General features: G+C 68.5%; 18 protein-coding genes. 11 read left to right on the top strand and 7 right to left on the bottom strand.

Annotation, left to right across the window (positions count from 1 at the left end; all coding sequences use genetic code 11):
• Nucleotides 1-18: 18 nt before the first annotated feature.
• On the bottom strand, nt 19-909 hold the full coding sequence (nadC, locus tag FB475_RS31605; protein ID WP_185759517.1) for a carboxylating nicotinate-nucleotide diphosphorylase: 891 nt from the start codon (nt 907-909) through the stop codon (nt 19-21).
• Between the two features lie 68 nt (nt 910-977).
• On the opposite strand from nadC, the gene FB475_RS31600 reads away from it, so the two are divergent.
• Nucleotides 978-1,682 (top strand): NUDIX hydrolase, encoded by a 705-nt coding sequence (locus FB475_RS31600; RefSeq protein ID WP_141861153.1) that lies wholly within the window; start codon nt 978-980, stop codon nt 1,680-1,682.
• Here the strand turns inward: FB475_RS31600 and FB475_RS31595 are convergent.
• Complete coding sequence (locus FB475_RS31595; protein WP_141861151.1) at nt 1,638-3,368, bottom strand: SpoIIE family protein phosphatase; 1,731 nt, start codon at nt 3,366-3,368, stop codon at nt 1,638-1,640. The two genes, FB475_RS31600 and FB475_RS31595, sit on opposite strands and share 45 nt — an antisense overlap.
• Nucleotides 3,369-3,452: 84 nt before the next feature.
• Here FB475_RS31595 and FB475_RS31590 point away from each other — a divergent pair, with 84 nt between their 5' ends.
• Nucleotides 3,453-4,085, top strand: coding sequence for a DUF2461 family protein (locus FB475_RS31590; protein WP_238332553.1), 633 nt, complete (start codon nt 3,453-3,455; stop codon nt 4,083-4,085).
• Here FB475_RS31590 and FB475_RS31585 read toward each other — a convergent pair.
• Complete coding sequence (locus FB475_RS31585; RefSeq protein ID WP_141861149.1) at nt 4,057-7,308, bottom strand: hypothetical protein; 3,252 nt, start codon at nt 7,306-7,308, stop codon at nt 4,057-4,059. The genes FB475_RS31590 and FB475_RS31585 overlap by 29 nt on opposite strands.
• Nucleotides 7,309-7,459: 151 nt before the next feature.
• Here FB475_RS31585 and FB475_RS31580 point away from each other — a divergent pair, with 151 nt between their 5' ends.
• Genes FB475_RS31580 through FB475_RS31560 form a run of 5 tightly spaced genes read left to right on the top strand, consistent with a single transcriptional unit; the run spans nt 7,460 to nt 11,946 of the window.
• Nucleotides 7,460-8,320 (top strand): glycosyltransferase family 2 protein, encoded by an 861-nt coding sequence (locus FB475_RS31580; protein ID WP_141861147.1) that lies wholly within the window; start codon nt 7,460-7,462, stop codon nt 8,318-8,320.
• Nucleotides 8,317-9,054 (top strand): polysaccharide deacetylase family protein, encoded by a 738-nt coding sequence (locus FB475_RS31575; RefSeq protein WP_202878626.1) that lies wholly within the window; start codon nt 8,317-8,319, stop codon nt 9,052-9,054. The genes FB475_RS31580 and FB475_RS31575 overlap by 4 nt, the downstream gene beginning before the upstream one ends.
• 57 nt (nt 9,055-9,111) lie before the next feature.
• A complete protein-coding gene (locus FB475_RS31570) occupies nt 9,112-10,173 on the top strand; it encodes an ABC transporter substrate-binding protein (RefSeq protein WP_141861145.1) in 1,062 nt (353 codons plus the stop codon).
• Nucleotide 10,174: 1 nt separating this feature from the next.
• Nucleotides 10,175-11,182, top strand: a complete 1,008-nt coding sequence (locus FB475_RS31565) for a FecCD family ABC transporter permease (RefSeq protein WP_238332552.1) — start codon at nt 10,175-10,177, stop codon at nt 11,180-11,182.
• On the top strand, nt 11,179-11,946 hold the full coding sequence (locus FB475_RS31560; RefSeq protein WP_141861143.1) for an ABC transporter ATP-binding protein: 768 nt from the start codon (nt 11,179-11,181) through the stop codon (nt 11,944-11,946). The genes FB475_RS31565 and FB475_RS31560 overlap by 4 nt, the downstream gene beginning before the upstream one ends.
• Nucleotides 11,947-12,008: 62 nt before the next feature.
• Here the strand turns inward: FB475_RS31560 and FB475_RS31555 are convergent, their stop codons facing one another.
• Nucleotides 12,009-12,239 (bottom strand): hypothetical protein, encoded by a 231-nt coding sequence (locus FB475_RS31555; protein WP_141861141.1) that lies wholly within the window; start codon nt 12,237-12,239, stop codon nt 12,009-12,011.
• 12 nt (nt 12,240-12,251) lie between these two features.
• Here FB475_RS31555 and FB475_RS31550 point away from each other — a divergent pair, with 12 nt between their 5' ends.
• A complete protein-coding gene (locus tag FB475_RS31550; protein ID WP_141861139.1) occupies nt 12,252-12,713 on the top strand; it encodes an RNHCP domain-containing protein in 462 nt (153 codons plus the stop codon).
• Between the two features lie 5 nt (nt 12,714-12,718).
• A complete protein-coding gene (locus FB475_RS31545) occupies nt 12,719-13,903 on the top strand; it encodes a MalY/PatB family protein (protein ID WP_141861137.1) in 1,185 nt (394 codons plus the stop codon).
• Nucleotide 13,904: 1 nt separating this feature from the next.
• On the opposite strand, the gene FB475_RS31540 is transcribed toward FB475_RS31545, so the two are convergent.
• Entirely contained in the window at nt 13,905-14,588 is a 684-nt protein-coding gene (locus tag FB475_RS31540) for a Type 1 glutamine amidotransferase-like domain-containing protein (RefSeq protein ID WP_238332551.1), read from the bottom strand.
• A 108-nt stretch (nt 14,589-14,696) separates the two neighbouring features.
• On the opposite strand from FB475_RS31540, the gene nicT reads away from it, so the two are divergent.
• Nucleotides 14,697-15,755, top strand: coding sequence for a Nickel transporter NicT (gene nicT, locus FB475_RS31535; protein ID WP_202878624.1), 1,059 nt, complete (start codon nt 14,697-14,699; stop codon nt 15,753-15,755).
• Between the two features lie 29 nt (nt 15,756-15,784).
• Here nicT and FB475_RS31530 read toward each other — a convergent pair whose 3' ends face one another.
• Nucleotides 15,785-16,339: a sigma-70 family RNA polymerase sigma factor gene (locus FB475_RS31530; protein ID WP_141861131.1), complete on the bottom strand. Its 555-nt coding sequence runs from the start codon at nt 16,337-16,339 to the stop codon at nt 15,785-15,787.
• A 125-nt stretch (nt 16,340-16,464) separates the two neighbouring features.
• Nucleotides 16,465-17,013, bottom strand: coding sequence for a hypothetical protein (locus FB475_RS31525; protein WP_202878623.1), 549 nt, complete (start codon nt 17,011-17,013; stop codon nt 16,465-16,467).
• Between the two features lie 135 nt (nt 17,014-17,148).
• Here FB475_RS31525 and FB475_RS31520 point away from each other — a divergent pair, with 135 nt between their 5' ends.
• Nucleotides 17,149-18,564, top strand: coding sequence for a PepSY-associated TM helix domain-containing protein (locus tag FB475_RS31520; RefSeq protein WP_141861129.1), 1,416 nt, complete (start codon nt 17,149-17,151; stop codon nt 18,562-18,564).
• Nucleotides 18,565-18,600 lie beyond the last annotated feature (36 nt).

Below are 18,600 nucleotides of genomic sequence, written 5' to 3'. Positions count from 1 at the left end.
TTTCGGGGAGGTTATCGCTCAGGAAGCGATAACTGGAGATGACGATGCGTGGTTGCGGGTCACCAGCAGGCTGATGTCGAGGGCGGTAGGGGAGTGGGTCAGGGCGCCGACCGAGATGGCGTCGACACCGGTGGCGGCGACATCGGCGATGGTGTCGACAGAGATGTTGCCCGAGGCCTCGAGCCGGGTGGCGGATCCGGAGGTGTTGCGCCACTCGACGATCCGGGCCATCAGGTCCACCGGCATGTTGTCGAGCAGGATCCACTCGACCCGGCAGTCCAGCGCGTCGCGGGCCTCTTCGGCCGTGGTGACTTCGACCTCGATCGCGATGTCGTTGCCTTCGGCGGCCATACCGTCCCGGACCCGCCGAACGGCGGGCAGTACGCCGCCGGCCGCGGCCAGATGGTTCTCCTTGAGCAGCACCATCGCGGACAGGTCGAGGCGGTGGTTGGTCCCGCCACCGCAGCTCACCGCGTACTTGTCCATGGCGCGGAGGCCGGGCGCGGTCTTCCGGGTGTCGAGGAGTGCGACCGGGTGCGTTCCGATCGCGGCGACGAAGGCCGACGTGAGCGTCGCGATGCCCGACATTCGCTGGGCGAAGTTCAGTGCGACTCGCTCGCCGGTGATGATGGAGCGCGCCGAGCCGCTGATCCACGCCAGCGGCTGTCCCGGGACAACCGGATCGCCGTCGGCGACCGCCGGTCGTACCGTGACGGTGGGGTCGACGGCGGCGTACACCTCCTGTACGGCGGTCAGCCCGGCCACCCGGCCCGCCTGCTTGGCGATCATCGTCGCCTCGACCTCCAGCGCCTCCGGGACGCTCCAGCGGGTGGTGACGTCGTCTGCCGCCTGGTCCTCGTCCAGTGCGGCCGCCACCGCGGTCCGGACCGTCTCCGTCGTCAGCTGCATCGGTGTCCTGCTCTCTGTGATGTTTTCGCCTCCGAGGCGATAACTAGGGACACGCTACCATCGGCCACGTGCCCGCAGCCAAGAAAGGTGATCCGGTTAACTTCCGCAGTTACCCGCACGAGGTGCTCGCCGTGGTCCTGTCGGTCCGCGACGGCAGGCTGTGCGTGCTGCTGTGGAAACGCGCCCTGAGTCCGTACCGCGGCCGCTGGGCGCTTCCCGGCGGCGGGGTGGAGCCCACCGAGCGGCTCCGGGAGGCGATCACCGGGCACCTGGCGGCGAAGGTCGACGTACGCGACGTCGCGCACCTCGAACAGCTGGCCACGCACAGTGCGATCGACCGTGATCCACGGGAGCGAGTGCTGGCGACGGGTTATCTCGGTCTGGTGCCGTCCGACGTACGGCCGATGCTCCCGGCCGACACGCAGTGGCACCCGGTCGACGAGCTGCCGCGGACCGCGTTCGATCATCACTTCTTCATCGAGGCCGCGGTCAGCCGGCTGCGCGCGAAACTGTCGTACACGAACATCGGTTTCGCGCTGGCGCCGCTCGAGTTCACCATTGCCGAGCTCCGCGACCTGTTCGGTGCCGCCCTCGGCTACGAGCTGGGCGCCACCAACCTCACCCGCGTCCTGACCCGCAGACACGTCATCGACCCCACTGAACGCCGAGCCGCCCCCGGCCAGAGCGGCGGCCGCCCCGCCACCGTCTACAAGTTCGCCGCCCGCGAACTAACCGTCACCGACCCCTTCGCAGTCCTCCGCCCACCCCGCTGACTCAGAGGTCCGGGGTTGCAGGGCGATCAGGGCTATGTCGTCGGCGACCATGTTGGGTTCCAGGAGGGTTCTCAGGAGGTGGTCGCAGAGCGCCTCCAGGCTGGGGTGCGGGGTGGCTTCCTTTTGCAGGTGGTCGAGGCCTTCTTGGATCGGGCGGGTTCGGCGTTCTATCAGGCCGTCGGTGTAGAGCAGGAGGGTGGCTCCTCGGGGGAGTTGGTGGCTGGTTTCGGTGTAGGTCCAGTCGGTCAGTACGCCCAGGGGTGGGGACAGCGCGCCTTCCAAGTAGCCGGTGTTGAGCAGGAGCGCGGGAGGATGGCCGGCGTTCGAGAAGTGGATTGTGTTGGTGGACGGGTTGTAGAGGACGTAGAGGAGCGTTACCAGGTCTGCCATGGGGAGCGCGTTGACCAAGGTGTGGAGGCCGGCCATTACTGCGGTGGGGGACGGGTTTTGTACGGCGTACGCGCGGACCGCCATTCGTAGTTGGGCCATGGCCGCGGCGGCCTGCAGGCCGTGGCCGGCTACGTCGCCGATGACCAGGGCTATTTGGCCGTTGGGGAGCTGGATGACGTCGTACCAGTCGCCGCCGACGTGCAGGTCTGCCGTCGCCGGGACGTACCGGGCGGCGAGGGCGACGCCGGGGATAGTGGGCATTCGGTCGGGGAGCAGACTGCGTTGCAGGGTTTCGGCGATGGTGTGTTCGCGGCGGGCTCGTGCCTCTTCGAGGCTCAGTTGTTGACGCGCCGCCGACATGAGTGCGCCGGCCAGTCTCGTGCGCTCGGTGACCAGCGCGGCGAGGAAGAACGACATCAGCGCGACGGTCGCGTTGAACGCCTGGAGAGTCAGCATCCGTTCCAACAGCGACATGCCCGCGAACGGGCCGAGGCCATGGGTCGCGGACCAGGTCGCGATGAGCGACGCGGTCAGGGCGGCCGGTGCGGCGCCGCGGAGCTGCAGGCGCCACGAGGCCCAGCCCAGCAGAGGTAGTACGACGAACAGGAGCGGCAGGTCCGTGTACGTCGTCCACGATGCGACGACCGTGGTCAAGAGGAGGATCAGCCCGGCCTCGAGCCAGCGCCGTACCGGCCACGGCTCCAGCTCTCGGAACAACGGGATGCACAAGAGGAAGGGCGTGACGGCGAGAACGCCCATCGCGTCGCCGGTCCACCAGACCACCCATGCGCCGGCCAGATCGTGGGTGCCGTCGGAGGCTGTCAACGTGACGGCGCCGATCGTGGCGCTGATCGTCATGCTCGCGAGCGCGCCGAGGAAGACGATCGCGAGCGCGTCGCGTTGGCGGTCGAGCTCACGCCGGAACCCGACCCGTTCGAGGACGATCGTGGCCGCGAGCGGAGCGAGCGTGTTGCCCGCGGCGGTCAGAGCCGCCGGCAACGGGCCACTGCTGATCGGCAGGTTGACGGCCAGCGCCGCGACCGCGACAGCCGGCCACGTCGACCTGCCCAGCACGAGGAACGCTGCCAGTGCGATCCCGGTCGGCGGCCAGAGCGGCGTGACGTTCCGTTCGACCAGCGACAGACTCAGGCCCAGCCGTGCACCGAGGTAATAGGCCGCGCTGACCAGAACGAGGGCTGCCGCGGTACGGGCAAGGTGCTCCCGGCGGCCCGAGCTGACGGACCGCTCGACCGTGGCCGAAACGCCGATGACGGTACGTCGATGCGCTACGAACACCCTTACCCCCCACCCCTGTTAGCTCATGGGACGCTCGAATCCACGTCACGTCAAGCAGCAGTGCGTCGCGCTAGGCTGCGCGTTGTGACTGGGGCGTTCGCAGGGTGGCCGAGGTCGGCGTTCGACGTACTGCTGCAGCTCGAGGGCGAGCCGTCGGCCGACGTCCGGCAGCGGTTCAAGAGGGAACGGGAGGACCTCGTCCGGCAGCCGATGATCGAGCTGCTCAACACGGTCGCGGACGCGGATCCGGCGTACGAGGACTTCGCGGTGTGGGGATACGGCAAGGTTCTGCTGCGGGCGTGGCAGCGGCAAGGCGCGATCGTCAGGGTGTCGAGGAACATCGAGTACGGCGTGGGGTTCGACCTGGACGGCCTGCACATCAGCCTGGCGTGGTGGTACGCGCCGTCCGAGCAGATCGAGCGGTACCGGGCTGCGGTCGCCGACCAGGGTTCCGGGCCGCGGTTGGTTGCAATACTCAACAAACTCGAGGGGTACCAGATCACCGGTGACCTGATGAAGCGGCCGCCGCGGGGGTACGCAGCCGACCACCCACGGGCCGACCTGCTCCGGCATCGTTCGCTGATCGCCTCGCGGTCCCTCGGCTGCGACGAATGGGTTCACACCCCGGCCGCAGCGGACCGCGTACTCGCCGCCCTCGACCAGCTGCGCCCGCTGTCGCGGTGGCTGGTTACAAAGGTGTCACCAGGGAGTTCCTGACCGCGCGGCAGTACGCAGCGACGCAGGTCGGTGTGTCGACGGAGTCGGCGTGCGGGACGCTTCGGGCGGCGCGGAAGAGTTCGACCAGGACCCAGTGAGCGCTCGGATCGGCGGCCTGCTCCGACAGTTGCTGGTGGAGGTCGGCGTCGCTCAAGGTCAGCAGCTCTGTGAGGGCCTCCCCGAGCTTCGACCGGGCGAGCAGGATTTGGCCGGCGTTGTACCGGCCGAAGTTGCGATAGGCAACGAAGCTGGCGGTGTCGAAGAACTGGTTCAACGTCGACTCCCGCGGATAGCTCGGATACCGCTCGTGGAACGCGAGGAGCCCCGCCGGCATCTCCTTCGCCAGCCCGGGCTTGGCGTACCAGAGCACTCCGACCTGCGTCTGGTCGGTGAAGAACCCGGCGCCCTTGGTGAAGAACCCGATGTTGACGGTCCGCGGCGAGTACGCCGGTACCCGCGACGCGCTCGGCGCCGCCCGCAGCGGGTCCAGGCTGATGTCGATCCGGATGTCGCACTCGCTCGGCGCGATCGCGATCGCCTTGCCGAGGGAAGTGGTCGCGTCCCCCGGGCCGGAGTCGGCGTCGACGCAGACGATCTCGGTCACCTCGGGGATCCGGAGCAGCTCGACCAAGCCGGTGTTCTCCCAGTGCCCGCCGTCGGTGAGGTACAGGTACGGGTCGTCGAGGTCGTGGATCCCGAAGAACTCCTTGAACAGATAACCCAGCCCGGTCCGCGCGTACCGCAACTCGTCCTTGCCCTGCAGACCGTTGGCCTCGAGTTGAGTGATGAACCGCGGGTTGGCGATCCAGACTCCGAGCCGGATGTTGAAGAACGTCAGCAACATGCTCGTCGGTCCGATGCCGATGCGGCCCATCGCGGGTGAGACCGCGGCGCTGGAGATCGCGACCGCCATCATCGTGGTGATCCGCTTGTGCAGCCCCTGACCGAGCCGATCGAGCACGCGCGTCGACGCCGCGAACTCGAGCGTGTGACCGCGCCCGTCCTGCGGCAGATGCAACGTTGTCCGAGCAGGGTCGAATGTCACGCTCAGAGCCGGCGTGCCGTAGTGGCTGCGAACAGCGCGCGACGTCACCGTGCTCGTTGTGCACACCACCAGCGGAGTCCGCACCCCACCGTCCTCGTTGAACGAGAACAACCCCGGTTCACGCTTGGTCTTGTCGTCACCGGCAACGTTGTCGTTCTGGTACGCCTCGACGCGCGCGTCGTTCGCCGTCCGGTACGTCGCGTACGCCAGCCGCAGCTTGCCCCGGTAGAAGGGCGCCAGCGACCATTCCTCCGGGCTCGGCCCGAGAATCACGTACGCCACGATCGCCAGCGCGAGCACCCAGTTCCAGCCGGACTGCCAGCTGAGCAGATCGTTGCCGGACCACCGCACCCCGTGCTCGGCCGCCGACCAGGTCGACAGCGCGGCCACGCACAGCGCGACGACGATGAACGCGACACCGCCGAGCATCGGCGCGAAGCGAGCCGCCGGCTTCCGCAGAATCCGGACCGCCGACCCGACCACCCCGGCACCGGCGGTCGCACCGGCGATCGTGGTCGCCAACGACAGGTGCGCGACGCCCCCGACCAGCTCGACGAACGCCCACACCGTGAGGGCGAGGGCCACCCCGATGCCGAGCGCGGCGTACGACGCCCACTTGAGCGCGACCATCGTGAGGCGCGCCCACGGCTGGTTCTGGGCCGGACCGACGAGGAACTGACCGGCCAGCGTCCAGAGCAGGACGATCGCGAATCCGACGACCAGGAAGACGAGGCCCGGCCGAGCGAGTCCGTGCTCCTTGACGAGCCCGTGCATCGCGCCCGCCGGCAGCGTGCCGTGCTGGCCTACGAATTTGCGCAGCATCCAGCCCACCGGACGCGTGATCGCCCACAGGATGCTCGTCAGTACGAGCGCGTTGACGCTGAGCCCGGCGACGACCGTTGCCCACACAGTCGGCCGGTACGACGCTGTGCCGGACGGCTGGTTGCCCGCGAGCGCGTCCTGCTTCGTGGAGTTGGTGGCGGCCGGGTCGGTGTCGGACCCGCGCGGCTCGTTCGACGCGAGGTACCCGAGATTGTCGACCAGGTGCCGCTCCTCGGGGGTGAGCCAGCCGTTGGGCTGCATCACCCACGGAGGCGGCGCGAGGTCGGCGGGCTGCACCCGGCCGGGATCCCCTCCGTCGTCGGTCCGGTAGCTCGACCGCGCGATGCTCCAACCGGCCGCCATGTTCGACCCGCCCGACACCGCGGTGACCGCGCGCGCCGTGGACCAGCCCAGAACGCCGCCGTCGAGTACCTGGAGTGCGCCGAGGCTGATCGATGCCGCCCGGATCCCGCCGCCGGACAGCGCGATCCCGTGCTCGGCGACCCCTCGGGGCGCGGCGCCACGATCCACCGCGGTGCCGGCGGCGGCCGGTCCGTCCTTGTCGGCCGGTTTCCGGGCGTACTCCGGTAACGCCAGCGAGGCGAGCCGCACCCAGCGCGGCGTCGACCACCATGCGAACGCGCCGGCTGCGGTGTAGACGACGGCGCCGAGCAGCAGCGCGAACTTCGCCCACGCGCAGACCGCGGCGAGCTCCCAGGGACCGTCCGCGGACCCTCCCGCGAGCATGAAGATGTTCTCGGCCACGTCCAGTACGCCAGCCACGACCACCGAGATCGCGACCGCGTTGCGGGCCCGCCGGAGCATCGGCAGCCGGAAGTACACGCCCGCCCAGAGGACCAGTACTCCGAGCAGAAGAACGTACGAGGCAATGAACCAGAAGTCCTGCCGCAAGGCCCTCGTCAAGGCGTCGTCACACGCGCAGGCCGTCCACGCCTTGCTGTTGCCGGAGAGCTCGATCGCGACGATCGAGCGCGGCCGGCCCTTCAGGCTCGCGGTGCTGCCGAAGTGCGCGGTCACCAGAACGGCGAGGATCAGCGTGCCCCAGCGCAGTACGGCGAGCTGGTTCTGGGGCTGCTGCTCGGATTCAGGGGTGGGCAGGACCCTGGCGACGAGCTCCGTCCGGAAGACCAGCACCAGGCCCAGTACGACGGCGATCACCAGGAGCGTGACCCAGGCCGCCTGCGGACCCCGGCCGAGGCGGTCGCCGAGCAACCCGGCGGCAACCGCGAAGGCGGCGGTGCCCACGACGAGCCACAGCACCCGGCGCCAGTAGTGGAAGGAGACGTCCGTGTCCGGAGTCAGACCGCCGGTCGGCGGATCGACGAGGTTCGCCATCTGCTACGCCCCCGCTCACGAGATCGGTTCTTACCCAAAGGAGGCTCGAACACGGGTGGTTGATACGTCGGCCGCAGGGGGTTAACCCGTCCGACGATACGGGGGCTAGCACCATCGTTGAACGGGTCGGCCCGCGTCTAGGGTTGCCGCCATGCCGATTGGGGACGTCAGATTCAGCGTGGTGATTCCTGCGTACAACGAGGAGCGGTTCATCGGGGAGTGCTTACGGTCGCTCGCCGGGCAGGACTTCGCGGGCGGAGTCGAAGTAGTTGTGGTTGACAACAACTGCACGGACCGAACCGCGGAGATCGCCCGGTCGTACGGCGCGGTCGTGGTGCGCGAGGAGATACCGGGTGTGTGCGCGGCCCGGCATCGGGGGAGCGCGGTGGCGCGGGGGGAGATCGTGGTCTCCAGCGACGCGGACACCGTGTTCGACGCGGGCTGGTTGTCGCGGATCGACCGCACCTTCCGGGCGGATCCGGAGCGGGTGGCGGTGGCCGGTCCATGCCGGTATGTCGGTGGGCCGTGGTGGGGACGGGTGTACGCGGCGATTCTGTTCGCCCTGGTGCACGTCGTGTACCGGGTCACCGGGAGGGTCCTGTACGTGACGGCGACGAACATCGCGTTCCGGAAGGCGGCCTGGTCCGGGTACGACCTGACCGGCACCCAGGGCGCGGACGAGCTCGGGCTGCTGCGGCAACTGCGGGCGCGCGGGCGGGTCGCCTTCGACCGGGGCAACCCGACCTTCACGTCGGCGCGGCGGCTGACGCGCGGGTTGGTGTACAACGTGGCGGTGTCGTTCCTGTTCTACTACGCGCTCGCGGTCATGGTGAACCGCCTGGCCGGTCGCCCGGTGATCGGTACCGCACCGGCGTTCAGGAGTGCTGTGCCAAGTCTGCGGTGGCAGCAGGTCAGGGCGCGAGCGGCCGGGGTGGCCTGGTTGACGGGGATCGTCGCCGGCGCGGTCATGGCGGCCGGGCTGGTCGAGAACACGTTGCTGGCCAAACCATGAAGACGGCGGCGATCGTCGGGTCGGCCGCGGCGGCGGTCGGTACGGCGTACTGGTTCATGATGTCGCCGTACTCGCAGACGCTCGGGCCGTTCCCGTACCGCGGACCGGGTGACGAACGTACCGTCGCGCTCACCTTCGACGACGGACCGAACGAGCCGTACACCTCGCAGCTCGCGGACTACCTCGACGAGCAGGGCATCCGGGCGACGTTCTTCCAAGTGGGCAAGGCCGTTCAGCGTCACCCCGACGTGACGAAACGGCTCGTGTCGACGGGGCACGTGGTGGGGTTGCACGGATACACGCACAAGTTCACGCAGTACCTCCGCCGCCGTACCCTCGCCGACGAACTGCAACGAGGAATGGGTGCGTTCGCCGAGCTCGGCATCCGCCCGACGCTGTACCGCCCGCCGTGGCTGCTCCGGATCCCCGCGCTGCCCGGCCTGCTCGAGAAGCACGGGCTCGACGTGGTCTCCGGGGAGTTCTGCCACCTCCTGGAAGTGGCCCAGCCCAGCCCGCACCGAATCGCCGCGCAGGCCCTCCGCGCCACCCGGCCCGGCTCGATCATCATCTTCCACGACGGCTGGGACGGAAACCAGGCCGACCGCTCCGCCACCGTCGAGTCCGTCCGCCTCCTCGTCCCCAGGCTCCGCGCCGCGGGCTACACCTTCACCACCGCCGACAACCTCCTCGGCCTCAACGTTGTGGCTCAGACCACACCCGTCCCCGGGAACTGATCGCGGGTCCTGCTCGACTCCTGTTCTGGATCGAGCATTCGGGAGGGACCTTCCATCATGAGACCTGTACGGCTGTTGGCCTATGTACTCGTTCTCGGCGTCGCTGGCTGTGGTGGTTCACCAGGGACGAGCACGGAGATTGCGGCCACGGCCGGGCCGGGGCGGACGTCGTACCCGTTGACAGTCGAGAACTGCGGACTGAAGCAGACCTTCAGCAAGCCGCCCTCGCGGGTGGTGATCCTGAACGGTACGTCGGTCGGCGAGGCGGAGAGCTTCGTGATGCTCGGCCTGCAGCAGCATGTGCTGGCCAACGGACAGTCGTACGGTGTTTCCGACGATCCCGGGATGGTTGCCAAGGTCAACGCGCTGCCAAAGACCGGGCTGTCGATGAACAAGAACTTCGACGTACCGGCCGAGCAGGTACTGGCGCTGAAGCCGGATCTGGTGATCTCGACCTGGTCGGGTGGGTTCGACGCGTCGAGCGGCTTCGCGACCCGCGAGCAGCTCGCGGCCGTCGGAGCGGCGACGATCGTGAACCCGGTCAACTGCGCGTTCGGGAATCCGCGGGCGAGCGCGGCGGAGAAGGCGACCTACGAGGCACAGGGGATCGAGTCGTCGTACGCGTTCCTGGCGCTACTCGGCCAGATCTTCGACGTCCAGCAGAAGGCCGCGGACACGATCGCGGTACTGCGATCCCGGATCGACGCCGTCCGCGCGAAGGTCCAGGGCGCCGAACTGAAACGGGTCGCGATCGTGTATCCGGGGATGTCGATGATGAACGAGAACGGCTTGCCCGCGGTGATGACCGGTGGGATCTACGACGACGTGATCAAGGCGGCCGGCGGGGTGAACGCGTTCGCGGGTGAGTCGGCGGACGCGACCCGGACGATCAACGCGGAGCAGCTCGCGGCGGCGCGGGTCGACGTACTGGTGGTCGGGGCATTCACGCCGAACGAGAGGCCGACGGACGAAGCGGCCAAGCTGTTGAAGCAGTTCCCGCAATGGCCGGCAGCGCAGTCGAACACGTTCACGACTGTTGCTGACGGCGCCTATCTCGGTCCGCTCAACGTCTACGTGATCGAGAAGATCGCGAAGGCCGCACACCCGGACCGGTTCTGACGTGCGCGCACGTCCAGGCCTCTTCGTTTCGTGCGGCGTGCTGTTTGCCGTACTTGTCGTCGCGGTGGTCGGGTCGATTTCGCTGGGAACGGTCACGGTACCCGTCGGCCATGTCTGGTCGGTGATCCGGTACCACCTGATCGGCAGTGGCCCGCGGCCGGAGCCGTTGACCGAGCAGATCATCTGGTCGATTCGGGTACCGCGCGTCCTGCTGGCGGCGATCGTCGGCGCGGCGCTGAGCGTGGCGGGAGTCGCCCTGCAGGCGCTCATCCGGAATCCGCTGGCCGATCCGTACGTCCTCGGTGTCTCGTCCGGCGCGTCGCTCGGAGCGGTCCTTGTCATGGGCGCCGGTCTAGCCGGTATCACGACCTCGGCGGGCGCCTTCATCGGAGCGACGGTCTCGTTGCTCGCGGTGTTTCTGCTCGCGCAACGGTCCGGGCGGCTGGCCGACACCCGGCTGATCCTCGCCGGGGTGGCCGTCAGCTATCTGGCGATGGCCGGTACCAGCCTGGTGCAGTTGCGGGCGGAGCCGACGCAGGTCCGGGGAATTCTGTTCTGGTTGATGGGCAGCGTCGCCGGTGCGGACTGGTCGAAGCTGGGCCTGCCCGCGCTGGTGATGACGGCGGCAGCGGCGTACCTCTTGCTGCAGGGCCGCGGTCTCAACGCGCTCGCGGTCGGTGACGACGATGCGGCCGCACTCGGTGTGGACATCCACCGCTTGCGGATCGTGTTGTTGCTCGTGTCATCGTTGCTCACCGCAACAGCTGTGGCTGTCGCCGGGGGAGTGGGATTCGTCGGGCTGATGGTCCCGCACGCGGCGCGTCTCGTGATCGGTGCGGATCATCGCAAGTTGTTGCCCGTCGCAACCTTGAGCGGTGCGGTCTTCCTGGTACTGGTCGACCTGGCGACGCGGACGGTCGATCGACCGAACGAGTACCCGATCACGGTGTTCACGGCGGCGCTGGGCGCACCGTTCTTCCTCTGGCTGCTGAGGCGAGGTACGTCATGAGACTGGTCGTACGAGATGTCGGCGTGGTCGTGGATCGGTTGCCGATCCTGTCCGGGATAGACCTGACTGTCGAACCCGGGCAGTTCGTCGGCATCATCGGCCCGAACGGAGCCGGCAAGTCGACCCTGTTGCGCGCCGTCTACCGCGCACTCCGGCCGACGACCGGCACCGTCCTGCTCGGCGACGACGACGTCTGGCGCACGCCGGCCAAGACGATCGCCAAACGCCGGGCCGTGGTGACGCAGCACCAGACGATGGCCACCGACTTCACCGTCGAGGAGATGGTGTCGATGGGCCGTACGCCGCACAAGGGCCTCCTCGACCGCGACAACCGCACGGACCGCGCGGTGATCACGGACGCCCTATCGGCAGTCGATCTGGCGGCGGCCGGTGGACGGCTGTTCTCCACACTGTCGGGCGGGGAACGTCAACGGGTCCTGCTGGCGAGAGCGCTCGCGCAGCAGGCACCGCTGATCGTGCTGGACGAGCCGACCAACCATCTCGACGTACGGGCCCAACTCGAGCTCCTGCAGTTGGTCCGCAGCCTCGGCATCACGACCATCGCCGCCCTCCACGACCTCGACCAGGCCGCGGCCCACGCCGACCGGCTCGCCGTCCTCCAGTCGGGCCACCTGATAGCAGAAGGTCCACCCCTGGTGGTCCTCACCGTCCCCCTGATCGAATCAGTCTTCGGCGTCCGCGCCCACATCTCTCCCCACCCTCTCCACGGCCGCCCCCACATAGCCCTCGCTCCGCTGCCCTGATGAGGCGCGCCGCCACCGCCTCGGCGACGCGGAGGTGGGCCAAGGTGGGGACGCGGGTGGGGTCAGAGGGTGTGGAGTTTGGCGAAGGGGGCTACCTGGCGCACCAGGCGGCCGCCACCGAAGTCGACGATCACGGCGGCGCCGTCGTGTTCGATCGAGTGGACCCGGCCCAGGCCTTCTCGGTCGTGGGACACCCTTTCGCCGACGTCGAAGGTTTTGATGGCGTCGGCGGTCTGGGCGGCGAACGGACTGGTGGACAGGTGACGACGCGTCGTCGCGCGGTAGGCAGGCATGAGACAACAAGTATGCGCCGGTTCCGCCACAGTTGCGACAGCAGGTATCGGCTCGCTGTGAATCGTGAGCGTTCTGCGACGTGCCTTTTGGCTTTCGCACGTTCGTTCAGTCGTGAACACTGCGGCGTAGAGGTCTCGCTCGACGCCCCTGGCACCAGCCATCGCAATCACTGCCCGAGCTGTCTGTGGTCGCGGCACCTGGACCGCAATGTCCCCGGCGACCGCAAGGCCGACTGCTCCGGCGGTATGGAACCGATCGCGGTCACCGTCCGAGGTGAGGGCCGCTGGGTCCTCATCCATCGTTGCACCAACTGCGGCCGCCTCCGGCTGAACAAAACCGCCGGCGACGACAACGCCTTCCTGCTCATGCGCCTGGCGGCACTGCCACTGACCATGCCCTTCATCCCGTTCGCCGCCGAACCTCAACCGGCCCGCAAGCCCAGGGCGCGGAAGGCGAAGACCGACGTACCGTGAGTGATATGCGGACATCCGTCTTCGACGAGGTGGTGGATCGGCGGGCTGCGAACTCGGCGAAGTGGGCGGGGCAGGCGCAGTGGTTGACGCCGGACGAGGTGGCTGCCGATCCGCTGCCGATGTGGGTGGCGGACATGGATTTCCGGTCGCCCCGGCCGGTGATCGATGCGCTGCACGAGGCGGTCGAGTACGGCGTGTTCGGGTACGCGGCCGGGGCGACCGGGGACTACCTGGATGCGGTGACGGGGTGGCAGCGCCGGCGGTTCGGGTGGGAGGTACCGCCGGAGTGGGTGGTGGTGACCGCGGGCATCATCACCACGTTGAAGACAGTGGTTCAGGCGTTTTCCGCGCCGGGCGATTCGGTGCTGATCCAGCCGCCGGTCTATGTGCACTTCCATGAGGACGTCCTGCTGAACGGCAGGCGGCTCGCGTACGCGCCGTTGCAGCGCACCGACGACGGATACCGGTTCGACCCGCGGACGTTCGAGGCGGCGATTCGCGACGACACGAAGCTGTTCATCCTCAGCCATCCGCACAATCCGACCGGCAACGTCTGGTCGGAGGACGAGTTGCGGACGATGGGGGAGATCTGTGCACGGCACGGCGTCCTGGTCGTCGCGGACGAGATCCACCAGGACCTGATGATGAACCCGGACAAGCGGCACGTCCCGTTCGCGTCGCTCGGGCCGGAGTTCGCGCGCAACAGCATCACGTGTACGGCGCCGAGCAAGACGTTCAACCTGCCCGGACTGCAGTGCGCCAACGTGTTCGTCCCCGATCGGCGCCTCCGCGCCGAGCTGGCCCGGCAGTACGAACGGAACCTCTTCCCGGTCGTCAACCTGCTCGGCATGGTCGCGGGCGAGGCCGCCTACCGGTACGGCGAACCCTGGCTCGAGGACCTCCTCCCGTACGTCCGCGACAACCACCGCCGTTTCGCGGACGCCGTACACGCCGCGACCGACAAGCTCCGCGTCCTGCCGGCGGACTCGCTCTACCTGTCGTGGATGGACTGCCGGGGCCTCGGCCTGGACGCGGAGGCGCTGGACAAGTTCATGCTCACCCGAGCGCGGTTGTGGCTCGACAAGGGCCAGAAGTTCGGTCGCGAAGGCCACGGGTACATGCGCGTGAACCTCGGCTGCCCCCGCTCCACGGTCGACGAGGCGATCACCCGCCTGACCGCCGCGGTCTGACTCAGGGGTTGAAGAGCTTCCAATCGCCCTCGGACACGACGGTGACCTCGCCGTCCACGACCTTGATGGCCGTCTCGTCGTCGATGGCGTACGTCGGCACCGGGATACCGGACGCCCAGCGCTCGATGTTCTCCGGAGTGGTGTCCTCCATGTCCGGGTGTCCCAGGTGCGGGTACAGCGTGACGTCGACGAGCCCGAGGGGCTCCGCGTGCGACGCCATGTCGCTGCCTTCGGGGATGAACTCCTGGTCGAAGTCCCAGTCACAGTTGTACGGCGTCACCGCGATGCTCCCCGCGCTGACTCCGACGTACACCAGGTCCAACGACGGCAACAGGTCGGCAACCCCGGACCGTCGCAGCCAGTAACTCAGATACAGCACGTCGCCGCCCCACACCAGCAACGCATCGGTCTCCTGCAGCGTCGGCACCCAGCTCTTCTCCTGGATCGACGGCAGCGCCGTCAACTCGAGCACCCCGACCGACTTCCACCCGAGATCGGTCAACGGCCGCTTGTTCTGACCCGCGATCGCCCGCCACGCCTGCCCACCCCCACCGGGAAACGGGTAGATCGCCGTCGGCACGATCAACGCAGTGGCCTCGGACACCGGCTTCCCGAGCAACTCGAGCAGCGCGTCGTTGATGCTCGGATTGCTGATCCCCGACGACGTGAGCAGTAGTTTCCGCACGGGCTCGATGATGCCGCGCCGCCGTACGCTCTGTGAAGGCCCGTGCCGTTGATGCGACTCGGTTGCATCTGATCGGCAACAGGCGTTTACTGGCGATTCGTGAGGCGGATGGACGTGACGCGGCGCGAGTGGACGTCGGTCGGGGGGATGGCGGCCTTCGTACTGCTGCTGCATCTGATCGGCTGGGGCGTGCTCGCGCTGATCGTGGCCCCGCGGCACTACCTGCTCGGTTCGGCCGGGGTGTTCGGAGTCGGGCTGGGTGTCACGGCGTACACGCTCGGTATGCGGCACGCCTTCGACGCGGATCACATCGCCGCGATCGACAACACCACCCGGAAGCTGATGGCGGACGGGCGGCGCCCGCTGTCGGTGGGGTTCTGGTTCTCGCTGGGGCACTCGACCGTCGTGTTCGTGCTGTGCTTCCTGCTCGGCATCGGCGTTCGTGCGCTGGCCGGCCAGGTCGCCGACGGCTCGTCCCGCCTGCAGCAGATCACCGGCGTGCTCGGTACAGCGGTGTCCGGCGTCTTCCTGTACCTGATCGCCGCGCTCAACCTGGTCGTACTCGTTGCCGTGGTCAAGGTGTTCCGCCGGATGCGGACCGGGGCGTACGACGAGGCGACGCTCGAGCAGCAGCTGAACAACCGCGGTTTCATGAACCGCATCCTGTCCGGCGTGACGAAGGCGGTCACCCGGCCGTGGCAGATGTACCCGATCGGCTTCCTGTTCGGTCTCGGCTTCGACACCGCGACCGAAGTGAGCCTGCTCGTGCTGGCCGGCGGCGCGGCCGCGTTCACCCTCCCGTGGTACGCCGTACTCACGCTGCCGATCCTCTTCGCCGCCGGGATGAGCCTGCTCGACACCATCGACGGCTGCCTGATGAACTTCGCCTACGGCTGGGCGTTCGCGAAGCCGGTCCGGAAGGTGTACTACAACATCACGATCACGGGCTTGTCGGTCGCGGTCGCGCTGGTGATCGGCACCATCGAGCTGATCTCGATCCTGACCGACAAGCTGCACATCGAGCACGGTCCGCTGGCGGCGATCGCGGGCATCGACCTGAACTACGTCGGATACGCGATCGTCGGGCTGTTCGTGATCACCTGGCTGGGTGCGCACGCGGTGTGGAAGTTGGGTCGCATCGAGGAGAAGTGGTCCGCCTCCCGTTAGGTCGGCGGACCACCCTGTCAGGCCCTCTGTCAGGCGGCCAGTAGTTCCGCCAACGCCGTTCGGGCGCGGGCGACCCGGGAGCGGACGGTGCCGATCGGGCAGCCGAGCCGCGCGGCGGTCTGCGCGTACGGGACGCCGGCGAGTTGCGTCAGTACGAAGACCTCGCGGCGGTCGCCGGGGAGCGTGTCGAGCAGTTCGGCCAGCGCGATCCGGTCCTCGAATCCGGGCAGGTCCCGCGGTTGGGCCTGCTCGGCCGCGAACTGCCAGTCCTGCTGGGAGATCCGCGGGCGGGAGGCCTTCCGGCGCAGGTCGTCGGCCACGGTACGGCGGGCGATCGACAGCAGCCACGTCCGCGCCGACGACCTCCCTTCGAACCTGTGCAGGCTCTTGAGCGCACGCAGGAACGTCTCCTGCGTCAGGTCCTCGGCCGCATGCGGATCGGCCGACAGATGGACGACGTACCGGCGTACGTCGCGGTGCAACGCGCGAACGAAGTCGTCGAGGGCATCGAGGTCGCCCGAGCGGGCGGCCAGTGCGAGCCGGGTCGACGTTTCGTCCGGGTCGTGGAGCAAGGCAGAAGCCATGACATCGAGTCCTTCGGAAAGTCCAGATCCAGCATCGCGACAAGGCGCGATGCTGGTGAGCGGAGGCCGTGCCCGGAAAGGGCAGGCCGCATCCCGGGCGCACCGTAAGGCGCCCGAGTGTCAGGTCAGGAGAACAGGACTCCGCCGGGTGGACCTCGGGACGTGATGGCGTGGACGAGCAGCAGGTCCCGCAGTGGTGCGGGGGACCGGGCCGGCGCGATGCGCGGCTGATGCGGTGTGACTTGCGGACAGCTGATCAGTCGCAGCGGCAGGAGTACGCGGACCGCGAGCGAGCGCAGTACGGAAAACGCTGCCCGCTCGCCGTACGCAAGCCATAACCCGGTCAGCAACGCGGCGACGAGGTGTGCGCCGAGCATCCCGCCGCCGCCCATGTGATCGCCGTGCATCTCGTGCGGGCTCATCGTCTGCGCGAGCGTGAACACGACGTGCAGCGCGCCCTGCGCGAACAAGGTGCTCAGGACAACGAACGGTACGCCGCGCTCCCGGTCGGCGACGATCCACGCGGTCACGCCGATCCAGCCGAACGCCATCGGCAGCGCCCACCACGGCAGCATCGCGCCGGACATCAGCACGTGGCCGAGGGCGGCGAGCAGCACGCAGGTGACCGCGAACATCGCGGCCCGTGCGGCTCGGAATCCACGGCTCTGGTGCATGGTCGACCAATCGTCGCATCCCGCTCCGAACGGGCACGCACCGGCGCACGTGTGGCCCACACCACAAACCTGTTCGGGAACCAGAACCCGCCGCGAACCGACTCCTGTCTCGGATCGGGCAACAAAGGAGTGGATGTGAGCGCAGTACTGGATGCACCACCTGAGGTCGAGCAGCGGACTCGCGGCCGCGGCACCGGGCTGTTCCGCGCGTTCTGGCGGTGGCACTTCTACGCGAGCTTCCTCGTCATCCCGATCCTGTTCGTCCTGGCGACGACCGGGTTGATCTACCTGTTCCGGTTCCAGCTCGAGCCGTTGCTGCACGCCGACCTGATGAAGGTGCAGCAGCCACCAGGTCTGGTCGCGCAGCCGTACGACACCCAGCTGCAGGAGGTACGCGCGGCATTCCCGGACGCCACCGTGGTGTCGATGACCGAACCGTCCGCGCCGAACCGATCGACCGTCTTCTCCGTCGAGACCAAGAGCGGCAACCGCGATGTGTTCGTCGACCCGTACGAAGGCAAGGTCCTCGGCTCGCTGAACCCGGACCGGACCGTGTCCGGCGTCGCGATTCTCCTGCACGGCGAGCTGATGGCCGGCCGGTTCGGCGACGCGGTGATCGAGATCGCCGCCTGCTGGGCGATCGTGATGGCGCTGACCGGCTACTACTTGTTCATCCGGGGCCGTGTCGCGCGAGCCCGTCGGCGCGCGGCCGGGGCAGCAGGGGCCGTACTGCGTTCCCGGCACGGCCGCACCGGCGCCGTACTCGGCCTCGGGCTGCTCTTCCTCGTCGTCTCGGGCCTCCCGTGGACCGGGTTCTGGGGCGCCAAGACCCAGGAGTTGGCGACCAGCCACGGTACGTCGTTCTGGGGCGAAGATCCCGGTGCGCTGTCGAACCCGACTTCCACGCTCGACGAGTCGCTGCCGCACAGCCACGCGGTCCCCTGGGCGCTCGGCAAGACCGAAGTACCGCGGTCTGATCCAGCGAACCGGACCGAGTCCGTCGCTACTGTGGACACCGCGATCGAGGTCGGTCGGCGGAACGGCCTGCGCAGCCCGATGACGGTCGCGCTGCCGTCGGACACCAAGGGCGTCTTCTCGGCGATCGGGTACGCCTTCAACAACCCGGCTCAGGAGCGCACGCTGCATGTCGACCACTACGGCGGTCGCGTCGTGTCGACGTACGGCTACAAGGACTATCCAGCGCTGGCGAAGGTCGTGTCCCAAGGGATCGCACTGCACGAGGGCCGGCGGCTTGGTCTGTTCAACTTCTGGCTGACGACGGTGTTCTGCCTCGGCGTGGTCTTCATGTGCGTGACCGGTCCGATGATGTGGTGGCGCCGGCGACCGAAGGGCAAGGCGCTCGGCGCGCCGCGCGGGCGTCTCCCGCTCCGGACGACTCCCGGTCTCGCGGTCCTGGTGGTCGCGCTCGCGCTGTTCCTCCCGCTCTTCGGCGCGACCCTGGTCGCCGTACTGCTCCTCGACCAGCTCGTCCTTCGGCGCATCCCGCGGCTCGGAGCATGGTTCAACGTCGCACGCCGACACGCTGTGTGACCGCGCGCAGCCGGGGCGTCGTACCTACGATCGGTG

Origin of the sequence: Kribbella jejuensis, from assembly GCF_006715085.1 — a bacterium.
GTDB classification, from domain to species: Bacteria; Actinomycetota; Actinomycetes; order Propionibacteriales; family Kribbellaceae; genus Kribbella; species Kribbella jejuensis.
This window is presented reverse-complemented; position numbering and strand designations above follow the sequence as displayed.